Genomic DNA, 21,738 nt, shown 5'->3' on the forward strand with positions numbered 1-21,738 from the left:
GGTCCCCCCGTTTTTGCCCACACCCATCCGGGACTCGAATATGACTGAATCCGGCGGACTGTTCGATCTTGCGGCACTGGCCCAACCCAATATTCGCCTCGATGACTTTGACGGACCGATGCCTCTGGTCTGGTCCTATGGCATGGGCGCTGAATCGACCGCCGCGATCGTACGGACGATACTGGAGCCGGGATTTCGGCACCCGTGCTTGCTGCCGGATCTTTCGAACCTCATTCTCGTGACGGCACAGACAGGCGATGAATTCTCCTCGCTCGCGGTACTGGTCGAACGCCACATCCTTCCTCTGCTGCGCGCCCACAATATTCGCCTGGTCGAGGTTGCTCGCGCCAGCTCGTTCAACGAGGACGGAATCGTCGTCCTACAAGACACCCGCGAGCCCTATCGCATGCATTTCGACGCCAAGGAACACGGTTTCCGTGCTCTCAGCGACGAGCACCGCGCAAACGGTGTCCTTCCGCAACGCAGCGGACAAAGGAAATGCACGTTGAAATTCAAGGGCTGGACCATGGATACGTGGCGCGACCTCGAACTCGGAACCCGCCCGTATCTCCACGCGATCGGCTACAGCGCGGAGGAAGAAAACCGGATAGCCCGAGAACCCGTGCTGAAAATGGGCGGGCACCGGCAGATGATCTACCCGATCCACGCTGCACGCTGGACTCGGCAACAGTGCCGTCAATATCTCTACGATCTCTTCGGTGTGTGGTGGCCCAAATCGCTGTGCCGCCAATGCCCGTACGTATCGAAAAGCGAATGGCCCGAACAGCTTTCACGATTCCTCGCCGCCCCCGAAGAATCCTACCCGCATCTGGTCGACGAATTCTGCACCGTCGCGCTGAACGAAAAATCTGGACTCTTCGGTCCGGACGAAACCTTGACCGAGCGACTACGCGCTGCGGGCGCGCACACGATCCTCGACCTAGCCGAACGCGAGATCCTTCAGACCCCATGGGCCCTGTATCGGCTGCGGCGAGTCTACTTCGCCCCCGCCAATGCCGACCGATCTGTCGAGGTCGCACTCCGAGGCACCCCCGAATACACCCAGCAGATACGCGACCGCCTCTCCACAGCCCTCGAACTCCCGACCATCACTGACCGCCGCCACCACACCCGGCTATGGCTGGCCCGACGACCACCGCAGTCGAAAAAATACCCGCATATCGACAACTTCGGATATTGCCGATGTGGAAATAGCCGTAGGTACTTCCACCTTTGGTCGCAGTGCCCGCCCACACGGCGGAACAATGTCGCCACTTGGCCACGCTGACCGTGCCTCAGCAGAACATCGGAGATGTTGCAGCAGCCAGCCATTCATTGTGAACATGTGCTGCATAGAAGTCCTGGTTTCAATAGCACGCGAGCATGACGCGCGAGGACGCAAGGCTCCTAAACAAGCTATCGTGCACTTCAACACCCAGCAAATTTGGATTCAACTTTGTAAAAGGGGTTATTGGTGAGGGTACCCTTGGCGCATGTCGTGCCATCGTAATCGGCCTGCATGGTGTCCCAGGCTCTATTGAACTCGTCGGAGGTGCTTGCCTGGTCCAAGAATCGGCAGTCGTCGGCGACTATTCGAATAGTCGCGAGGTAGCTGTCCCACATAGGATCGGCCGCCAGGGGCGGGTAGTACAACGGCAAATTCGTTTCTGCGGTGTCAGCGATATCGCTCAGTTGGTCGCAAGGCAGGTAAGCTTGTGGCTCGCCTGGCCAGAGGTCGGCATTCTTACGTCGGTCGTACGTGCGCTTGAAAATGTCAACGACGATATCCCCTATGGACTCCATGTTCTCATCGATGTAGTCCATGCCGTCTGTCTTGGGGTATGCGCCGGTTCGGATATGGCCGGTCGGGGAGGCTTGGTACTGATAGAGCAGGGCGACGCGGGACATTGGAGCACCCAAGGCTGCGGTGCTTAGCGCGGTGATGGACGCGACGGCGTAGATAGCGGTGTAGTTGACGAACCTCACTATGAACACCGGCCGAAATGGCGTCGGCGAGGTCGATGGCTCATCGCTGGGCGTCGCGCTACGACGACGCGGGAATAGTGCTCGACAGATTTCGCTGGTCACGGCGGCCGCCGAAGCCGCGAGCACGAGTCCTGGAGCCAGCACATACCCCAGGGCACTCTCGGTCAGCGACAGGTATCGCAATGGATCCCATGTGCAGTTAGTTTTCAGGCTGTTCAGCGGTCCGAGACAGCCGTCCATGGTGCCCTTGAGATACTGGCCGGTGATGCCGACGATAGCGGTTACGCCGGCGGCGATCAGCGCTGTGATGAGGGGAATGCGACCGTTGGCCGCGATCGCGGCGACTACGGCCACAGCAATCATAGATATGCCGACCACAAGCACGACCCACACCAGCACTATCTCGCTGCGTACCTGCCAGCCCCAGGTTTCAACTACCGACCTCAGCACGAGAGGCTCCGCTAGCAAACCCAGGATCGATGCCGTCCCGCCCACCGCACCGATCCTGACCACCCACCGCAGGTCGGGTATGCCCCGAGCGCGAATGTCCGATTCTGGCTCCATTCGGTTCGCCCAGTGTCGTTCGTCGCGTTGTCCCATTCGTTCACGAACAGTGAAGACAGCACTAGAAATCCACACGGCGGCAATCAGAGCCGGTATCTGTCCGTATTTCGACATGGAGAAGACTACTGAGAACATCAACGCCACGGTAAAAGCCGATGCTGCCAACCACAGCAGCACCAACCCGGCCACAATCAGCGATGAACGCACCCATGGCGGTAAACGAAGAACTAGGCCCGTGATACGCCTGTCGAACGGCGCCCTGCTGTCGAGCACACGCCAGACTATCCGCCAAAGATGATCTCTCGATGCGGGTAGGTTGGTGAACCATAGCTGTAGCGGGATCACCCAAAGCAACGGTATTGACCACCACAAACCGCTGAATCCCTGGTCGCTGCCGGGTAATGCGGTCAAGGCTGCCGTCGTCTTCAGTAGTAAGGGTGCGTCGTTAGTGGGTAGGTGCGCATTTGCCAAGGTGGCGTCGACCGCGAAGTCCCAGCCTTTGGAGGTTTTGTTGTTCCACCACTGCAGCCCGAACGCAAGTACGAGCCAGGGTGCGGTCAGTCCCAAGGCCATCGGGCGGTGCAGGCTCTTGCCCCGATAGGTTGCGATGAGCATTTCGGCGAATTGAGCGGCCCATGCCATCAGGAGTGCGACGACGGCGATGAGCACGGCGAGGTATTCGGGATGTGGGGGTGGGAACCTGCCTTCGGCAGCGGCAAGGCTCGTCAGTTCACCCAGCGCCAGCCCTGAGCCCAGCCAGAAACCCACGGCCCATCCTGCGGGGGAGCGGCGTTTGGTGAGCGCTGCGTGCACGATCGCTCGCCAGAGCGCGACACCGCCCACGCTGACGATCAGCCCGGCGATGACGACGTCGTGTGCCATCCCCAGCCACGAGTTGGCCGCCCGGAACTCAGCCGCAAGCCGCGACCACGCCACGTCGGCCGCGAATCCGGTGGCAAGGAGTGTTGTTGGGCGCAAGACGAACAACTCGTCCGGGGCCGTCAGCGAACGTGCACGCTGCAACCAGGACGGATGAGTTCGCCAACCCTGCAGTATCTTCGATGCCATTTTGCCTTGCAGCCATTGACCAGCTACCTCGTGCCCGACGCTCAACAGCGCTTCCGGGTCCGCGCCCCACCCATGAACTGCCATCCGATCGGCATAGGTCTCCCGGGCCTGCAGAATCTCTGCGCGCGTTCGATATACCAACAGCACGACCGTGACTTGCTGGATGACCGTGACCGCTCCGCCATCACCGGGTGTCGGCATCGCTACGAGCAGTATTGCGTTCGGTATCACTGCCGCGACGAGCAGCACCCGCCACATCGCCACAGTCCAGTACGTGATGCCGACGTCCCGGTTGTGGACATGCGCGAGTTCGTGCAGGACGACGGCGCGAAACCGCTTCGGGGCCAGGGTGTGCTCGACTATCAGGCCGCCGTTCAGCCGAATGGTGGGCTTGCTATCGTTCCCGAACACCACCGCACCCGTGGATGGAGCCCAACGATCAACGACAAACCGCGGCCGGGCATTGATACCGGCCAAACTGACCAGGTCGTCGAGGGTCTTTTCGAGTCCGTCGTCGTGGAGGTCCGCGAGTTCGGCAACCCGGGATCGGCGCTGTCGCCAGGCGGGCATCCAGAAGTAGACAGCTGCCGCCATGACGATCAGCATCGCGGGCGCGGCGTATGGTAGCCAACGCTGACCGGTACTCGACGAACCTACCAACCTCAACTTGATATCTGTGGCTGCCATGATGCTCTCGGCGATAAACAGCACGAGCAGCAAGTAGAATCGTTGCCTCGTATTGGCAGCCAGTACCTGCTCATCGATATCCGGCTTGGCACTTCGCGCCGCCTCGGCAGCCGAGTTGGGAGTCATTCGCAGCCGCGGTAATGTGGGTCGAGCCGGTGCACCAATTGGTCGGCGAGTTGCTCCACGCGAGCTTCCGGCATTCCTGCGTGTCGTGCCAACGTGAGGGCCCGATCCCGGACAGCAGGCATGTCGCGCTCATCCGTGGCCGCCGACGTGGGTTCATCAGCGCCGCACTTCTGACGTATCAACGAACGAAGTCGTCCTATCGAGATCCGCGCTATCGGTCGTGACACCTGCTCGGCTACCACAGCCCAGGCAATGGGGGTCACCAACACAACATTCTCGGTCATCCCGAAACCGAGTGGGTCGTCCCACAACCTTCGATGCACCAGCCGCCGACCGACCTCCACATCATCGAATTGCCGCATACTCGACAACAGGGACAGCTCTTCCGGTGCCACCGCCGCGATCACGTCGTTGACGACATCGAAAACGCGCCGATCGTCGGGCTCGTCCGTCGCCTGGCTCTCGTCGGACCCGGGTTTCACCGTACCCCCTGCGCCTGCGACCAATTACGATAGGTTGGGTCATCCATCAAATCCACTTGGTACCTCACGCGACTCGAAAATGTTCGCCCACAGATGCTTCCGGGGGTCTACGACCGGCAAGTTTTCAGGCGCCCGATGCCGGCACGAGGACCCGTAACCTAGTCTGACGTAGTCGAGATATAAGCCAAGGGGTTTCGATGAACGATGGGAATGCCGACCCCAACACCGTTGCGACGCAGGCTCTCTTAGTGCGTGAGGTGGTGAGGTTTGTGATCGCCGACTGCGCTCCAGCGGAGTTGCCGCTCGTAGAGGCGCTTGCCGGGCTCGATGATGTGGCTGTTGTCAAGCGTTTGCAGCGCTACGACCGCCGCGGTGAACCATTGAGTTTCGGCTTGGCTGAAGTCGCGACGCTGGCGACTCCAGTCGTCTGGCTCGCGGTGAGCCAAGCCGCGCAGCAATTCGGGACTGCCACGGCCAACGCGGCCATCACGGGGATGAAAACCTCAGTGCGCAAGCTGTTGCGCCGACCAGCCGACCCGGTGACAATCCCTGCGCTGACCTCCGCACAGCTCAGCGAGGTTCATCAGCGCGTGCTCGAGCTCGCTGAGGAACGCGGTTTGGATGCTGACCAGTCGAGGGTTATCGCCGACTCCGTGGTCGCCAGACTTGCCCTAGGCTGTACGAATCCGCAGGAGAATACTGACGGTTCCCCCGAAGCCGGTCCGACCCAACGCTAGTCTCGCGCTTCACCGACTATGCCGTCTCGCCGTGCGATCACGCTCGCGTATGTCCCCTGTCCGATGCCGTGCGACCAGGCTTCGGCTGTCGCGACGCTGAGACCCAGCAAACGGCTGACGATCGTCGGCGGTAGCTGTGCGCTCAGGTCGAGCAGCGCCGCTGCCCGCGTCGGCATGCTGTGGATGCCTATACGGTGCAGCTGAGTCACCATCTGGATGTAGCTGATGTGCCGGCCGGGTTGCGCGCCCGGAAACAGCCACATAGACCGCTCCCTTCGAGCAATCGATGCTTTACCGGAATGCTCCTCAATCAGTTGCACCATGAGAGCGTCCAGCGGCTCGGGTAGGTGCAACGGCAGCGGGCCGAGTCGTAGGTAGACGCCGTCGTCGCCGCGTATGACCTGATCGACGGTCATTTCCACGAGCGTCGCCATCGGCTGTGCGTATAGGAGCACGAGGAGGCCGGCTAGGCGATATGGCAGCCTTATCTCATTGTTGTGCAGGAGATTCCGTGCCATGTCCCATCGCTGGTCCGCGTCGATCGGAGCGGTATGTTGCCTCGACTTGCGGACTGGGACAACCACATCGCCGACGTGCCCGCGCCGCGCCGCCCACTGAACGAACGCACGCAGATGGTAGCGCGTGCTGGGGCCGGTCGTCAGCCACTCATCGACATCGGATTGGTCGACGTCGTGCAGTGCTCGTCCTCGTTCTCGCAGCCACCCGAGGAATTCCGTCACGGTGCTGATGCGATTGCGCAGACCGTTGATTTGCGATGCTGACGCAGGGCGCGAGTCCAGGCTGCGCCGCAGTCGAGGCAGGCAGTGCCAGGTGATGAAGGATCGCAGTACCAGCTGGTCGTCCTTCGAGCTGATGGTGTCGAGCTTGGCTGTGATCCAGCGCTGTAGCGCTGCGACGCGTTCGTCTCGGGGCGGGAGCACTCCGGCGTAGACCAGCACCGACCGAAGGTGTTCGATTTGCTTGCTGGATCGGGCGTCGAGGGCATCGTGGCTGATCGCGCATTCGCCAGTCGCCAGGCCCCGCAGTAGCTCGGCGGTTGTCGGATTTCCGGGTAGGCGGCCACGTTTACCCAGCCATCCGAGGAGTTGCTGCGGTTCCCCGGCCATGAGCGTGGTGCACAGCGGCTGCAGTTCGGCACGGATGTTCCCGTCCGATCCGGTGAGCAGATCGGTGAGAGCCGCCTCGGCAGCGCAGTGTTTGCACAGCCGGCGGTGGTGCAGTCGTTCTGTCACCCCACATGATGTGCAGGTGGCGAACCATCGAGGATCCTTGCGGTGGCACGTTGAGCAGACCGGCCCGCCGTCTGGTGTTCGAACGTGGACGCGCAGATTTTTGCCGCACTTGACGCAGGGTTCGATGGGGCGGGCACATGCTTCACAGCGCGGCGCGCCAGCGGCAGCACCGAAGCACGGTTTCACCAGTCCGCAGACTCCGCATTCGGCGAGCGGAGCGGTCGTGCAAGTGTCGCACACCGGTTCGCCGATGTCGTTGTGAGAAGCGATCTTTCGGCGACGGCCGCAGATCGCGCATGTTTCGTGGTTTATCGGCTCGTTCTGATAGCAGCTCCGGCACAACGGCTCACCAGTAGGCGCGCGGCCCGACACCTTGGCGTCGCGTTCGCATCGACAACAGCGCTGATAGTGTCGCCGGTCATAACAGCGCTGGCACACACGTAGTCCGTCCAGGGCGTGACGCAAGGGCAGCAACCGGTCGCACAGCGGACACAGCGGGACGACCACCTGCCGTGACCCCGCTGTGGCAAGTGCCTCCAACACAGCCACAAGCCGCGGACTTCCTTGCGCGCCATCGCCGGTCAACAATTCCGGGTGCTCCTCCAACTCCCACATCAACCGGCGTTGGTAGTGCGGCCGTCCTATTGTCGTAGCCACCGCGCGCCTGACAGCAGGAGAATCGAGGTCGGTAATGCTCGCGCAGATCACCGAGCACACCTGATCGAGCACCAGGTGGTCGTCCTTCGGCGCGCAGCCCGCGCACAATGCCCCGCCGTGACGGTCGCGGTAGCGGCCCACCATGTGCCGCCGGCACTCGGAGCATGCCACCCGGGCCGCACGACGCTTGGCGTCGCAGCCAGTGCAGATCCGCACCTGACCGACCTGGGCGGGCAACGGGTTTTGCTTGCCGCAGTCCGCGCATCGCGGCAATACAACAGAATTCGCGCCAGCCTTCACGAGCGCCGCGATCAGTCGCCCTACCGACACAGGTCCCTCCGGGCGGCCGGAGATCAGTAAATCTCGGTCGTGAGCCAACGCCTGAGCCAACTTCCGACGGGCAGGCCGATTGGTTGCTGCCTGCTCGATCGCGGCATGCACTGCGGCCTCGCTCAGCGCTGGCTCCACTGTCGTGACGACATCGGTGATCACGCCGACCGGATCGACAAGTACCCGCCCGCCGTCTGCATCGGCCGACCGATCCGTCATGACTCCGGTCGCACGATTCGCGCACGCTTGGGCCGGAACGAGCCTACGCCGGATTCAGCGTCCGGTTTCTCACCGGATGCAGTCTTGCGGTGCCCGGTGACACCAAGCCGGGCGACAGGCTCGATCAGGTCCTCCATTGAGCAGTCCAGGATCACCATCAATGCCATCAACACCCGCAGGCTCAGCCGCTCTGGCCGCTCGGTCACCAGCCGGTGAATCTGGCTTGAGGATAGCTCGATTCCCCACTCGGCCAACAACGGTTGCAACGAGATCGTCGTGAACAACCCGCGCATGGCCATGACTTCCCGCAGATTCCAGCGATAGTCCAGCTTCTCGGTCACCGCTCATCGTCTCCTTTCCCGCTGGTCGGTTGTTCCCGCAGCCGCGCCAGGTCTATCGCCTGTCGCATCATGGTGTTGGCGAAATCGCCGCTCACCGATGTGTAGATGCTTGTCGTGGACTGGTACACGTGGCCGACCTGCGCCTGGATGAACTTCGGGTCCACACCGTCCTCCACCATGTGAGTCACATACGCTCGTCTTGTCTCCGCAGTGGCCGTGTGCGGTCGGGTTCGTGTGGCGATTGTCGTGGCCTTTCGGTGGCGGTCATGCCCGTGACCGACGTAATGGCCGGTGTCGCGATTCCCAAACCGGGCGTGTGACGGACATCACTGCCTAGTCGGAGTGATGGCGGATTCGATCCTCGGTCTGCTGCGGTCGTTCGAATGTCGGTTGTGCGCGTTAGCGTGGCTTCGTGAATGATGCTGTCCCCGCGTGGGCGTATGAGGAAGCGAAGGTGCATCCGCACGATCCTCGCTGGGCTGATCGGGCGGAGAGCGAGCGTGCCCGGTTGATCGAGTTGCTGGCGTCGTGGCTGGTCGATGGCGTCGAGCATGTTGGGTCGACAGCGGTTCCCGGGCTGGCCGCCAAGCCGATCATCGATCTCATGGCCTCGGTGAGCGATCCGGATGTCGTTGTTGTTCAGGCGGCGGAACGACTCACCGCCGACGGATGGTGTTATGTGGCACCGGAATTGGATGGTCGGTCTTGGCGTCGTTTCTTCGTCAAGCCAGACGTCACCGGACAGCACCGATTTGCGCACCTGTATTTGATCACCGCCGGTCACCCGCGCTGGGCCCGGCAGATCGCCTTCCGCGACTTGCTGCGGCGTGACGAGCAGCTGGCGAAAGAGTACGAACACCTGAAACGGCGGTTGGCCGACCAGCACGGGCATGACCGCGAGAGCTATACGACCGCGAAGGCGGGATTCATCGCGGATGCGCTCAGACTCGGCGGAAACCGGCACTGACTGGGCTGTTGCCGATTCGGTGCGGATCAGCATGGTCCGATGATCTTCTGCCTGGCAGATGGCAGCCGGGTGATGTTGATGTCGGTGGTGTGGCCGGTGCGAAGGCGCTGGATTTCTTCATGCTGGGCGGCGATCCGGGACAGGGCTTGGTTTCGGGTGTCGGTGAGTTCCTGGATTGTCGAATTGGCTTGGGCGAGGCTCTTTTTCAGCTTCTCGATCTCTGTCTTGAGGCGTTCGATCTGAGCGACTTTCGGGTCAAGGACTTCTCCTGCCTGCTGGAGTTGCGCTAGCCGGTGCTCGAACTCGGTGCGGAGATGCGCGTAGGGACGGCTGCCGTAGAAGGCCGTGCGGTCGACCCCGGCTGCGAGTGCGAGGGTTTTGATATCGCATCCTCCGCCGGGAGGTATCTCGCCGCGCAGCAGCCGGTCCATCGCCGCTCGGATGCGGTTCTCGTTCTGAATACGTTGTGCAGCAGTAATTCTCATTCGCTGTCCGTGCTCGAGTCGTAGTTGGCAGCCGCAGCGTCGATGGCTTCGATGACGCGCATGGCTCGGTCGTAGTCGGCTTGCAGGCGGGTCCTGTCGGCGCGGCGGGTGGCGCCGAGATCGCCGAGGAATGTTTTGGTCTGTTCGGCGTGCTCGGCCCAGATGGGCCGGTGGTGCTGATGGTGGGTGGCTTGCGGGCAGCGCGCCGAGTCACACATCCCGGCCAAGGGCCGGTCGGCGGTGGGGGTGCCGGCGAGCTTGAGACAGAGCGCCCGGGACGGATCGCTGAACCAGCAGTAGTTCGCGGCACCGAGATGCAGGGTGCGGGCTCGTTTGGTGAGTAGGTTGAGGATTTCCCGGTCGCTGGCTTGGGTTTTCGGTGCAGCGGGGTCGGTGAGTTTGCCGTCGATGTGGGTGAAGAACTCGGTCAGTTCCCGGGCGCCGGGTCCGGCGGGCGGGATGCCCTGTTGGTAGTTGCGGAACTCGGTCCAGACCAGGTCGAGGTTGCGGTCGGCTTCGTGCTTGTTGACCTCGGCCAGTAGTTCGGCTTGGGCACCACCGGGTTTGGAGGCATAGCCCTCGGTTGTGGCGACGGCGATGTGTTTGAGGTGCCATTTCGCGGCCAGCATCCCGCCAGGCCGGTAAGCCAACTCGATGGCGAGGGTGCGGCGCAGCGCGCGCAGGCTCACCGGAGTGTCGGGGATCGGTTCGAGACCGAGCCGCTGTCCGGCGGGTCCGTTGACCCAGCTCCGCAGCCAGGTGCGGCGGACGTCGAAGGCGAACCGGCCCAGCAGCGCGGTTCCGGGCTCGGGATGTTCGTGAAGTTGTTCGAGCAGTTGGGCGGCCCGGTAAGCGGGCTCGATGACGATCCATTCGTCGGGGATCCCGCCGAGTTGCTGGCCTTTGATCACGCGGCTGGCCAGCCGATAGCGCACCAGGCCGCGGCCGTGGTGTTCGGGTGGCCGACAACAGCCGACCCGAAGTTCCATCAGCTCACTCGACCGCATTCCAGAAACGGCGGCCAGGACCGTTATCGCGGCGGTGCGGACAATTCCGACCACGGCCAGAGCCTGTTCACGATCGAGCGGAATCGTCCAGGCGACCTGAGTGCTGTTGTCGGCGTTCTTGACGCCAACAGTGTTGCGGGCGAACGGCTTTTCTGCGCCGACAACCGCGAGGGCGGCCTCGATCTGGTCACGCAGTTGCGGCAGCCACCCGAGCATGAACTGGGTGAACCCGGCCTGCCGCGCCAGGGTTCCCAACGCGACCGCGAGCAACGGATCCTCCGGTGACCAGCCTTGGGCTATTCGCCGCTGGACCGTGTGATCGGGCAACAGCGGCAACGGTTCTCGCCGACGTCGGTAGCCGGCCAGCAGGTGCTTGAACTCGGTGATCGGCAGCCGTCCGGTTGGCGTGTGGTCGCCGTGGCGGATCGACCACTTCCGGTCAGCGTCGGCGACCTGTCGGGCGAGCTCGGGCATATGCGGACCGATCACATCGACCAGATATGTTGCGGCCGCCAGCAGCGGCCGCAGCACCGTGTCGTCCAGAGGGGGTGTCTTGTTTTGCCCTACCCCGCAGGGCATTTCGGCAACCGTCGACGGGTTCGCCCCGCCCCAGGGACGCAGGTTCGCCGCGACGCGATCGTCGGTGAACAGGTCTCGATGGTTGATCAGGTCGACAATGACCTGGGCCGCAGCTCGTCGGGTGGCGGGCTGACGCTCCCCGACAACGCGTCCGTCGTCGTCGAGGACATAGCGGCGGTGCGCCAGATAGTCCTCGCAGTCGGGGTCGGTGATCGCGGCCAGAGCGGTCACGCCTCGACCGGTGAGCCAGCCGAAGAACCGGATGAGTTCATCGAGCCGGGCTTTTGCCGTGATCAGGTGCAGTGGTGTGCGATAGCCGCGGGCCAGCAATGCGACAGCGGCGTGCCGTGGAGCGAGCATGGCGAGGATTTGTTCCTTGGCGACCTGCCGCCAGCAATGGTCGGATATCCCGGTGAAGTCGAAGCGGCGGCTGACCTTGCTCATCTGAACCGGCAACCCGATCACCTCGGTGAAGTCCCAGAAATCGTCGTCGAAGACCGGCCTGCGTGCCGCGTCGGGCAGGGACAGACCCGCTTCGGTGCAGATGTCGACGCCGGTGAACGGGGACCTCGAAGGCAGCCCAGCGGTGTGAGCGGTGACGGTCATCGTGTGGATTCCTCTGGGCGCAAGGGGATTTCGGTGTCACAGTCACCGACGGTGGAAGCGGCGCGGGCCAGCACCGCGGGGTCGAAACGGTCGAGAACGTGGTTGATCCTGTCCGAATACGGGCCGAAGACCGCCATGAACTGAGCCGACGGCATCTGCTGCCACTGGCGGGCGAAGAATGCCTTGAGCCGCAACAGATTCCCCGCATGCCGGGGCGCGAACACCGCCAGCGGGCAGAGCAGGCAGATCCATGGCCGGGCAGGACAGGGTTTGCCCTTCGGGCCATGTAGCCCCGACAGCTGATCGGCGCAGGCCGCGGTGAACACATCTCGTTGCCCGCCAACGAGTTCGGCGAGCACGGTGGCGTCGAGACCGAGCTCGGTGACCAACTTCGGGTAGTCGAGCGCCAACGCGACCGCGGTTTCCTCGGTGACGATCGTCGGCGGGTGCGCCCGGCGCAGCAGGTCGTGCTGGGCGTCTTCGACGATCGCTTCGACCATGCGCTGCTGTGCGGGTGTGGTCGCCGTCAGGTAGTGGTCGCCCTCGACTTCCGGGGTGTGGTTGGGGTCGATCGTGGCGCGTCCGTGTCCGGCCCAGGTCGTCTTGTCCCGCGACGCGTGGAAGGTGGTGCGGATCCTGGACCGGTGGATCTTCAACGGTCGACCGTCGACACCGATCAGGTTGTGGCGAACCACCCACCGCTGAATCGCCATGCGCGCGGCGCCACCGGCCTTCGCCCGCACTTCTGTCCCGCCGGGCTTGTTCAGCCGCAACCATAATTGGCGCTGTGCGGCCGGGTCGGCGTGGCTGCGCAGCAGCGCCGAATGCGCCAACCATTGCTCAAGCAGCCGGACCGCATTGCGTGGGAGGTTCAGCGACTCGGCGGCGGTGCGGCCCTTGATGTAGGACAGCAGGATGGTGGAATCCCCGGCCCAATCGATATCGTCGATGACAAGATCGTCGATTCCGTCGGGGACGATGCCGGAGTAGATGCCGAACAGCAGCTTGTAGGCGATCACCGTGTCCAGACGCGGGAACAGGTCTCGACTGGCGTCGAGGACACTACCGCGCTGCTGCACCACGTTCTCCGAGCACCCGAGATGCTCACCGAATGCGACCTTGCCGACTGGGCCGATGCGTACCAGCAGCCAGCGCAGATTCTCCGGCGTCCAGCCGTGTTCGCGCGGGTGACGTCCTCGCTCGGCCGCGGCCAGCGCGCCGCGGTGTCGGGCGTAGGCTTCGTCGACGATCGCGCGGCAGGTGTGTGTCAGCATCTGCCAATCCGTTTCCGGGTAGGGCGGCAACTGGTGATGATTGCGCTGGGGATTGAACGCGTGCCCGGCCGCCAGCTCCGCCAACCTGGCATCCAGCCGCCCGCCCGCTGTCTGGAAGCCCAGCAGCATCCGCCGCGTGCAGGCTTCCTTCGGACCCGAGGTGGACATCCAATACTCGGCCATCATCGGTCGGGTCAAATCTGTTGCTCCACCGGTGAATCCGCGCCTGTCGAGATGGCGAGCAAGGTGGCGGATGGACTGCTCGTAGTGCAGTACCGACCCGGCCGCGTTCACGGTGCCGTGCGGATGGATCAGCTCCACCAACCCGATCAGCAGATCCCGCACCAACACTCGACAGGGCAGACCGTCGAGCTGGAACCGCGCTGCCGTGCCGTCGCTGAACACGCACGAAATCCCCAACGGTTCGTCGGTCACCGCGGCGGGCATCAGCCGATCTCGCTTTCGGTCTCGTCGGTGAACTCGGCGTCGGCTTCAGCCTGGGCTGCGGAATCGCCGATCAATCCCTCTGCAGCACCGGCGGTTTCGTAGGCTTCGCGATAGATCCGTGTCGTATCGAGGCGTTTGAGATATTTCTCGGTCACCAGCACCGAGGAATGCCCGAGTAGATCGCGCAGTACCAGCAGCGGATCGGCCTTGGTCAGGTAGAACACCAGCGCCGCGTCGGCATCGGTGTCGCGCACGAGCTTCGCCGCTCGCCGGTAGTGCCCGGTCACCAGATATTCCAGCGTCCGCATCGCGAACGAGTGGCGCAATCGGTGCGGGTGGACGTGTGGGAACCGTGGTTCGAACCGAGCGCGCAACCGATTCGCGGTGCGCTCGAACAGCGTCGCCCACGCGGTGAACGGGCCACCGTCGTGACGCAACGCCACCAGGCATGATCCGCCATCTGGAGCGACCAGCCGCCGTCGCTCCTGCGGCGTCAACGACTCCCACGACCGGCGGACACCGTTGATGCGACCGCCTCTGGCATCCGGATCGCTCACCAGCAATGGCTCACCGCGCCGCGGCCGCCACGACGAGCTTTCGGCGGTGACCGCTCGGTCCAACTCCAGATACCGATGCACCGCCGCCAGCGCCTCATACGAAGTCCAGGTCGTGCGGAACTTGCGGCCCTTCGTGATCCCCGACGGCACCCGGAAAGGAATCGGGACGGTGGTGGATGTGGTTGGCAGCGGCGGGATTTCGTAGACGAGCAGGTAAGTGAATTCCTGTAGCCGCAGCCCGCTCGCCAAGACGAGTTCACCGATCGCGCCATTGCGGGCCAGTTCCCGGCCGTGATAGCCGGTGTCGAGCACGCCGTCCGGTGCCAGACCGCGCAGTCCGTTGAGAAACAACCCAGTGAAGTCCGGTTCGAGGTATTTGATGGTGACGTGTGGTTTCGGTGCCCGCCGCACCGCCAGGTTCACTCTCACCTCGCGGCCGGTGCCGTGGAACAGAGCCCGCGCGGTGCGGTAAGTGAACGGTTCGGCCTGCGCCAGGCCTTCCTCGAGCGCCCACCGGTAAAACAACGACAGGATGCTCATGTGCTGGCCCCACGTGCTGGCCGCCAACCGCCGCTCGATCGGGCCGGTGGCCCGATATTCGGCGTACCGGCCCAGCGCCAGCTTCAGCCGTTCCCGCGAATCGAACAGGCCCACACCATGTTCGGCGAGAAACACCATCCAGTCCCTAACCGCCCGCGCATACGCCTCCCACGAATTCGGCGACGGCGCCCCGGTCGCCGGTAGCATCCGCAGCCACCGGTTCACCACGACCGTCGCTCGCGGAGCACCCGGCCCGTCCTCGAACAACAGATCATCGTCGACCAGCACCGGCATCTGCTCGGGAATCAACGGCCGCGAGCCCAGCTCCCAGGACTCCCACCCCTGCGGCGAGAAGAACGTCAGAATCACGAGCGGACACGGTAGAAACACCACCCGCCCCACCGCAACGCCCAAACACCTAGGACAGCAACCAAATCGACAGTTATCGCAACACGAAAACTAAGCGGGGACAAAATGCCGAAGACAGTGCAGTGACAGCTTCTTGTCCAGGCCCACCGCGTCGCGATACATCCCGAACCGGTCGTCGATCTCGCCCGAGCTCAACCGTCCTCCCCGCTCGGTCAGCCACAGCGCCGGATGCTCTGCGCGTCCGAACCGCGGCCAGATGTTCGACAGGTAATCCTCTACCGCCTCGACAGCCCACGGCATCAGACTGGCGACTTCGCGCCGCTTGTAACCCGAACCGCGACTACCTTTTCCGTACCGGACGTGCAGCATCCCGAACCGTCCAAGCTCTGCTGCCTTGGCATTGCGATACCAGTCCGCACGATCCAATCGCGACGCTTCGGTGCACCGCAGTCCCCACCCGTACACCGTCTTGAACAGCGTCGAGTCACGGTAGGCCGTCAGTGCGCCCTTACGTCCCACGCGCACGGCATGTTCAACACGTGAGTCGACGTAGTCGAACAACGCTTGCAACTCCTCCCGTGTCAGTGGACGGCGCCGAGGATCACCCCGGTAGTCCGCCAGGTGCCGCGCCATGTTGTCCTCATGGCACACCTGCACAGGATGCGTGCCGAACCGCTCCTCGCATTCCTGCGCCCAGCCGTATCGCGGGTCGAGCAGGAATTCGCAGAACAGCTTCAACGCGCCTTGCGTCTGCTGCAGAGTCGACCTCGCCCGATGCAACTCACCGATCAGATGCGCCGACCATTCGTCGACCATCGCCGAAGACCAGTTCCACGGAAACTCGTTCGTATATGCGACGAACCGACGGACCACACCCAGCCTGCCTTGCACACATGCACGCCCCAACCCACGACCGCCGTACTGTTGGCGCGCCCATCCGGTGAGCATCGCCTCGAACACAGCCTCCTCCGGACGGATCAGCGCCACACCCGAGGCCAGCACCAGCCGAGCCGCACCTTCCGGCACGTCATCTCGCAACACGATCACCTCCCGTTAAACGGGATAATCTTCGATCAAACGGGATATGACGTCAAGTCCGCAGGTCAAAACCTCTGCAAACCAATAGAATTCGACAGAGACGTCCATCGCGACCGACCCATCTCGCCGCGCCGCCCCAACAGCTTCTCCCAGCTGATGCGACTTCCGAGGGTGAGTGGAGTGCTTCTACGTCGCCGCCCCTGCCCTAGTAGCCGATAAACAAAAGCCCGCATTCGAAACACATTGGGTCACAAACACATCCGACTCCCTGCGTGAACTCGACATGACTGCCGCCGACCACCTACACCACCTCGTGAAGCAGTTCTCCACCTCCCCGCCCACGGCCCTGGCATCAACTTGAATACATCCCCATGCGGGCCGCATCTACATGCCCGGCCCGACCACCATATGGCGCGCGGGATGTGCCATCGCCCCAACTTTCGATGACCACGCCACTCGCCGAGGGGCGCACACACGGCGACCAAGCAGGCCGAGGCGGCTCGTCACACCGGTTCTTGAGCCTTGCTTCGTCACTGAAGCGCATTCAAACAACGCTGATCCGCGATGTTGCGCAATGCCTTTCATGGCCCCGGCCGTCTAGCTGGGCCCGACCGATTTCCAGTTCACTCCCGCAACTCAAGGATATTGCTGATGCCCACGCTCCTCTACTATCGCGATCGCGTCACCGCTGACCTGAAGCGTGACGGCGCAACGGCCGACATCGCCGAACGCCTCGACCAGTGGCAGCCAACCGAGGATGACAACGGACTCCGTCTGGTTCGCGACCTGGTGCATACCGCTCCCGGTGGAGACGCCTTGTGGCGGCTGGACATCGACAACACCGACCTGGTGGTCTTGGCCGCGTTCAGCTGCGACGAAGACGGATTCGTCACCTACAACGGTGAACTGACACTGTCGATGATGATTGATGCCCGGTTCGAGATCGCCGACACCGGACTCACCGCACTCGAAGACCTCACCAACTTCACCGAGCAGCAGGACGGCCAGCAACGGCTTTTCCACCTGTTGGACGCCATCACCGCCCACCTCAACACCGTCCTGTCCCGGGTGCTGCGCTTCTCCCAGCGAGACGCCAACCCGCGCAGGCAAGTTGCCACTCCGCTGCCGCAGCCGCCCTCGCCCGGCCACTCGGTTGCCACCGTCGCCGAGATCGCCGCGCAGATGCTCCGCGACATCGCCTTCGTATACCTCGCGGGGTTCCCCGATTCGAACAGCGCGTCGCCGCAGCTGCCGCTCGGTGTGCGATCCGGGCCTAGCGCAGAACAGTTGATCACCCTGCGCGAGCAAGCACTCGGTCGAGGCCGCGACACCTTGCGGCAAGAACTGGACGACCTGATGGGTGGGTGGATCAACGCTGGCTGCCCGGCGATCGCAGTCGAGTCGATCACCCCTGCCAGGGGCGCCGAGCACGACACCGAGATCGTATTGAGCAATGGGCTGCGGTTCCTGGTCAACGAAACCGGCGTACAGGTTGCCGACACCCGCGGGCGACGCCTGCACTTCCTCGAGGTCATAGACACCGACGACAGCCACGAACACCTCGACCTCGAAATCCGCCCCTAAAACTGACGGTGTCGGGACGACCACGCCAACGATCACGATCGCCTGCGACGACCACACGGACCATGCCATACGCCGAACGAACAGGCGATTGACATATTCGGCTCGCACGGCCTTCGCAACAACAGGTCGTCGACGACGAAACTCGGCTGGCCCGAACACAGACAGTCGAAGCGCGACCACATCATCAACCACCTTGACGAAAGGAAAACAATGGAGCACATCGAGATTTGCCACCGCTGCGAGTCCGCGTTCAAACCGATACAGGAATCCGGTGTGGCGATGCTGCGCGAATTCGAGGGGTACACCGTCGACTTGCGTCTTCAGCAGTTCCGCAGAGCCGTTCCGGGCGAGTGGCCCACGTTCATCGATTTCGATAAACCGAAAGGTCAAGAGCTGCTGAAGAAAATGCACGCGTATGTCACAGGCGCTGACACCGACAACGCCACCACCGCAGGATCTAACTAAATATCGCGATCGACACCCCCGCGATGCAACGTCCCTGGCCCCGTGTGGTTGGACAGAACGATGCCCACGATGCCCGCGATTCGACGGCATTCCGGCAGACCTAAGGAGCCATCATGGGAAGTAACACAACGGCAGAACATGCATTGACGGCGGACGAGATTCGCGCTCTACGGAGTGCGGACCATCTCGTATTCTCGACGCACGATGGGCGTACAGAAGTCAGAGCCATTGTAGGCGAATGTAACTCATCGACCGGTTTCGAACAGCGTCGCGATATTCCATGTGATGGATCGGTCGTCGACTACGAACAGCCCGCCATCACGTGCGCTGAAGTTTACGCCTTCCACATGCGGCACTATGCGAAAACCGATCACATCGCAACAGTGACGCGGCATCTCGCCAAAGGTGATCGACTCATGCTGTTGTGGCGGCGAAACAACAATACAGAAAGTCACCGCTCTGTCGGCTTCGTGGCCGACGAGTTGTGGCTCGACGTCGTCAAACCGTCCGGCCGAACAGATAGGTTTCTGATAAATGTCTGCGTCGGCCGAGACAACACAGCCCGGATGATCCGCGTTACTTAAGTTCGGCTCCTGCTTCAGCGATCGATCCTTCCGACGGAAGGGGCTCACCGGCTCGTCTCCTCACTTGATAGGCGTATAGCGGCGCTCAGGATCCGGTCTGCGCGCCAGAGCCAGTCAAATGGACGGAACCATCCGGCTTCCCGCACCCTGCATCCGCGACCCGGCCAAACCTGAACATCGTTCAGTTCGACCCGACGGCTGTGACGCTCAGGCTCTCCCGTTTCGACGATGTCGGCGGTCCGATTCATGGGTTCCACTCCACCGCGCCCGAAAAGGTGCGGTTCGCAGTGTGCCCAACGGCCTCATCGATTCCGCATCACCGGCCGCAGGGGGCTTCCCACGGGAAAACACCATTCCCAATTTCCCGATCGAAGGAGTATCTCGTGTCCGAAGTGACCGTTGCAGCAGACGGCGACCACATAATCGTCGCCGGGCTCAACCCCGATACCCCTGCGCACGCCGCGCTTGCCGCCCATCCAGACTGGACGCTGTCCGCGGACGGGCGGACTTGGACCCTGTCGAACACGCCTGCGAGCCGTCTCGGCCGCACGAGCGTTGACGATGTTCGCGCGCTGCTCACCGGGTTTGGATGCACCATCGCCGAGGGACCGCGGCCCGGCGTCGCACCTGCCGACTCGGCGAAGCCGTCAGTCGCGGTGCTCAATCACTCGGCGTTCCTGTGGGGACTTTCGGACCTGCTACGCGGGGACTACAAACAATCGGAGTACCTGATGGTGGTGCTGCCGCTAACGATGGTCCGCCGCTTGGACTTCCTGCTGGAACCGACCAAACGCGCGGTGCTCGACACCTACGCCATCCACGGCGACCGCCCGGACCTGCTCGCTGCTGCGGCCGAAACCCAAGGCCTCTACAACATCTGCTCGCTGAGCTCGCTCACCGACGTGCTCGCCGCTGCCGACCCGGCCGCCGCGCTGCGCACCTATCTGGCGGGGTTTTGTGTGTCGGCACGAGAACTGCTGGGACACTTTGACTTCGACACCCACATCACCCGCCTGGATCAGGCGGGTCTGGTTCGCGCCGTGCTGGGCGCGTTCACCGACCCACGGTTGGATCTGCACCCGGACCGGTTCTCCAACATCGAAATGGGTTTGCTCTACGAGGAACTGCTGCGGCGCTTCTGCGAGATCTCCCACGACACCGCCGGGGAACATTTCACCCCCATCGAAGTCGTCACGCTCATGGTCGATCTGTTGCTGGCCGACCCGCCCGCGCACCCGAATCGAATTCGTGTTCTGGATCCCGCCGCCGGGACCGGCGGAATGCTCGCCGAGACCCACCATCGTCTGCGGCAGCACTACCCGGATGCCGACCTGATCTTGTGCGGGCAGGAACTCAACGCGCAAACCTACTCGATCGCCGCCGCCGAGCAACTGATGTCGGGGCGGTCGGGTCAGCTCGCATTAGGCAACTCGTTGACCGCGGACGCGTTCACGGATCAACGATTCGACCTGCTGATCGCCAACCCGCCATTCGGTGTGGATTGGCGGCGCATCGCCGAGCCGATCCGCGCCGAACACACCCGCGACGGGTTCGACGGACGATTCGGCGCGGGCATTCCGCGCACCACCGACGGCACCCTGCTATTTCTGCAACACATGATCGCCAAGATGCGCCCCGCTGCCGACGGCGGCTCCCGCATCGCGGTCCTGACCTCGGGATCGGCACTGTTCAACGGTGCCGCCGGATCGGGTGAGTCCGAGATCCGGCGGTGGATCATCGACAACGACTGGCTCGACGCGATCATCGCCCTACCAGAGGCCATGTTCTACAACACCGCGATCGCGCCCTACATCTGGATCCTGAGCAACCGCAAACCCGACGCCCGCCAGGGCCGGATCGCCTACATCGACGCCCGCGACCGCGCCACCAAGGCCCGACGTCGCCTCGGCTCCAAAAAGCATGAACTGCCCACCGAGCAGATCGCGGCGATCGTGGCCGACTACCGCGACTTCACCGACAGCGCCACCGTCAAGATCATGCCCAATCACGCCTTCGGCCATCTCCACATCAAAATCCGTCGCCCCATGCGCGCTCGCTGGGAGATCACCCCCGCTACCCGCGCCACAGTCGCCGACCATCCGCAGCTGCGCGAGCTCCCCGACGAGATGCTCGCCGCTGTGCTCGCCAAACTCGACAGAACCCCCGACCAAGTCCTGACCGATCAGTCGAAGGCACGCATCCGGGTTGCCGAACTGCTCGCCGGCACCAGTGTCAAAGGTTCCCCCGTCCACCAAGCTGTCCTGACGGCACTACGTGTCTGGGATCCCGACGCCGCACCAATGCTCGACAACATGGGCCGCCCGGTCACCGACACAGACTGGTCCGACACCGAGCAGGTGCCACTGGAGGCGAACCTTCGCTACACCCCGGACACGGCCATGATCATCGACACCGAGCACAGCGAGCGGCTCATCGAGCAATACCTCGACCACCACGTCCGCCCGCACATACCCGGAGCGTGGGCCGAGCCGACCAAAACCAGGCTGGCCTACCAAATCCACACCGCCAACCGGTACTTCACAACGTTCCATCAACTCGAATACCGCGATCCCGACGAGATTCTCGACGAGATGATCGCCAGCGAGGAGAAGATCCTGGCGATCCTGCGAGAGATGAAGGGCACGTTCGGCCGCGTGAAGGCCACCGACAACGGCTGCTGACTCGCTTCTGGCACTCCCCCCACAGCGCCGCACATCCCGTTCTGTTCATCCACCAAAAGAAAACTGTCCCGATTGAAAGCTGGGCGCCGATCATGCAGATCAGCA

Annotated in this window: 16 protein-coding genes; 6 read left to right on the forward strand and 10 right to left on the reverse strand. The window is 63.2% G+C overall.

The genetic code is table 11. The annotated features are described in order from the left end of the window. The first annotated feature begins 40 nt into the window (after nucleotides 1–40). On the forward strand, nucleotides 41–1,288 hold the full coding sequence (locus tag ACQP2D_RS27130; RefSeq protein WP_433678742.1) for a hypothetical protein: 1,248 nt from the start codon (nucleotides 41–43) through the stop codon (nucleotides 1,286–1,288). A gap of 140 nt (nucleotides 1,289–1,428) precedes the next feature. On the opposite strand, the gene ACQP2D_RS27135 is transcribed toward ACQP2D_RS27130, so the two are convergent. Then, nucleotides 1,429–4,431, reverse strand: a complete 3,003-nt coding sequence (locus ACQP2D_RS27135; RefSeq protein ID WP_433678743.1) for a M48 family metalloprotease — start codon at nucleotides 4,429–4,431, stop codon at nucleotides 1,429–1,431. Nucleotides 4,432–5,110: 679 nt separating this feature from the next. Between ACQP2D_RS27135 and ACQP2D_RS27140 the strand changes: the two genes are divergently transcribed. Further along, the gene (locus ACQP2D_RS27140; protein WP_433678744.1) at nucleotides 5,111–5,650 is read left to right on the forward strand and encodes a hypothetical protein; all 540 of its coding nucleotides are present in this window, start codon (nucleotides 5,111–5,113) and stop codon (nucleotides 5,648–5,650) included. On the opposite strand, the gene ACQP2D_RS27145 is transcribed toward ACQP2D_RS27140, so the two are convergent. From ACQP2D_RS27145 to ACQP2D_RS27155, 3 genes are all read right to left on the reverse strand, one after another. Further along, on the reverse strand, nucleotides 5,647–6,609 hold the full coding sequence (locus tag ACQP2D_RS27145) for a hypothetical protein (RefSeq protein ID WP_433678745.1): 963 nt from the start codon (nucleotides 6,607–6,609) through the stop codon (nucleotides 5,647–5,649). The genes ACQP2D_RS27140 and ACQP2D_RS27145 overlap by 4 nt on opposite strands. A 1,496-nt stretch (nucleotides 6,610–8,105) precedes the next feature. After that, the gene (locus tag ACQP2D_RS27150; protein ID WP_433678746.1) at nucleotides 8,106–8,450 is read right to left on the reverse strand and encodes a helix-turn-helix domain-containing protein; all 345 of its coding nucleotides are present in this window, start codon (nucleotides 8,448–8,450) and stop codon (nucleotides 8,106–8,108) included. Then, on the reverse strand, nucleotides 8,447–8,692 hold the full coding sequence (locus ACQP2D_RS27155) for a tyrosine-type recombinase/integrase (RefSeq protein WP_433685777.1): 246 nt from the start codon (nucleotides 8,690–8,692) through the stop codon (nucleotides 8,447–8,449). The genes ACQP2D_RS27150 and ACQP2D_RS27155 overlap by 4 nt, the downstream gene beginning before the upstream one ends. Before the next feature lie 170 nt (nucleotides 8,693–8,862). Here ACQP2D_RS27155 and ACQP2D_RS27160 point away from each other — a divergent pair, with 170 nt between their 5' ends. Beyond that, on the forward strand, nucleotides 8,863–9,417 hold the full coding sequence (locus ACQP2D_RS27160; protein WP_433678747.1) for a GrpB family protein: 555 nt from the start codon (nucleotides 8,863–8,865) through the stop codon (nucleotides 9,415–9,417). 26 nt (nucleotides 9,418–9,443) lie between these two features. Here the strand turns inward: ACQP2D_RS27160 and ACQP2D_RS27165 are convergent, their stop codons facing one another. The 5 genes from ACQP2D_RS27165 to ACQP2D_RS27185 all read right to left on the reverse strand — a co-directional run bounded on the left by ACQP2D_RS27165 (nucleotide 9,444) and on the right by ACQP2D_RS27185 (nucleotide 16,097). Further along, nucleotides 9,444–9,902, reverse strand: a complete 459-nt coding sequence (locus ACQP2D_RS27165) for a hypothetical protein (protein ID WP_433678748.1) — start codon at nucleotides 9,900–9,902, stop codon at nucleotides 9,444–9,446. Continuing rightward, complete coding sequence (locus ACQP2D_RS27170; protein WP_433678749.1) at nucleotides 9,899–12,094, reverse strand: site-specific integrase; 2,196 nt, start codon at nucleotides 12,092–12,094, stop codon at nucleotides 9,899–9,901. The genes ACQP2D_RS27165 and ACQP2D_RS27170 overlap by 4 nt, the downstream gene beginning before the upstream one ends. Beyond that, on the reverse strand, nucleotides 12,091–13,815 hold the full coding sequence (locus ACQP2D_RS27175; protein ID WP_433678750.1) for a hypothetical protein: 1,725 nt from the start codon (nucleotides 13,813–13,815) through the stop codon (nucleotides 12,091–12,093). The genes ACQP2D_RS27170 and ACQP2D_RS27175 overlap by 4 nt, the downstream gene beginning before the upstream one ends. After that, nucleotides 13,815–15,281, reverse strand: a complete 1,467-nt coding sequence (locus tag ACQP2D_RS27180; protein ID WP_433678751.1) for a tyrosine-type recombinase/integrase — start codon at nucleotides 15,279–15,281, stop codon at nucleotides 13,815–13,817. The genes ACQP2D_RS27175 and ACQP2D_RS27180 overlap by 1 nt, the downstream gene beginning before the upstream one ends. A gap of 90 nt (nucleotides 15,282–15,371) precedes the next feature. After that, on the reverse strand, nucleotides 15,372–16,097 hold the full coding sequence (locus tag ACQP2D_RS27185) for a tyrosine-type recombinase/integrase (protein WP_433678752.1): 726 nt from the start codon (nucleotides 16,095–16,097) through the stop codon (nucleotides 15,372–15,374). Between the two features lie 873 nt (nucleotides 16,098–16,970). Here ACQP2D_RS27185 and ACQP2D_RS27190 point away from each other — a divergent pair. Then, entirely contained in the window at nucleotides 16,971–17,903 is a 933-nt protein-coding gene (locus ACQP2D_RS27190) for a hypothetical protein (protein WP_433678753.1), read from the forward strand. A gap of 210 nt (nucleotides 17,904–18,113) precedes the next feature. Beyond that, on the forward strand, nucleotides 18,114–18,368 hold the full coding sequence (locus ACQP2D_RS27195; protein ID WP_433678754.1) for a hypothetical protein: 255 nt from the start codon (nucleotides 18,114–18,116) through the stop codon (nucleotides 18,366–18,368). 245 nt (nucleotides 18,369–18,613) lie between these two features. Here ACQP2D_RS27195 and ACQP2D_RS27200 read toward each other — a convergent pair whose 3' ends face one another. Next, nucleotides 18,614–19,000: a hypothetical protein gene (locus ACQP2D_RS27200; protein WP_433678755.1), complete on the reverse strand. Its 387-nt coding sequence runs from the start codon at nucleotides 18,998–19,000 to the stop codon at nucleotides 18,614–18,616. Nucleotides 19,001–19,335: 335 nt separating this feature from the next. Here ACQP2D_RS27200 and ACQP2D_RS27205 point away from each other — a divergent pair, with 335 nt between their 5' ends. Next, nucleotides 19,336–21,633: an N-6 DNA methylase gene (locus ACQP2D_RS27205; RefSeq protein WP_433678756.1), complete on the forward strand. Its 2,298-nt coding sequence runs from the start codon at nucleotides 19,336–19,338 to the stop codon at nucleotides 21,631–21,633. Nucleotides 21,634–21,738: the final 105 nt, after the last annotated feature.

Origin of the sequence: Nocardia sp. CA-119907 (assembly GCF_050955995.1) — a bacterium.
Classification (GTDB): Bacteria; Actinomycetota; Actinomycetes; order Mycobacteriales; family Mycobacteriaceae; genus Nocardia.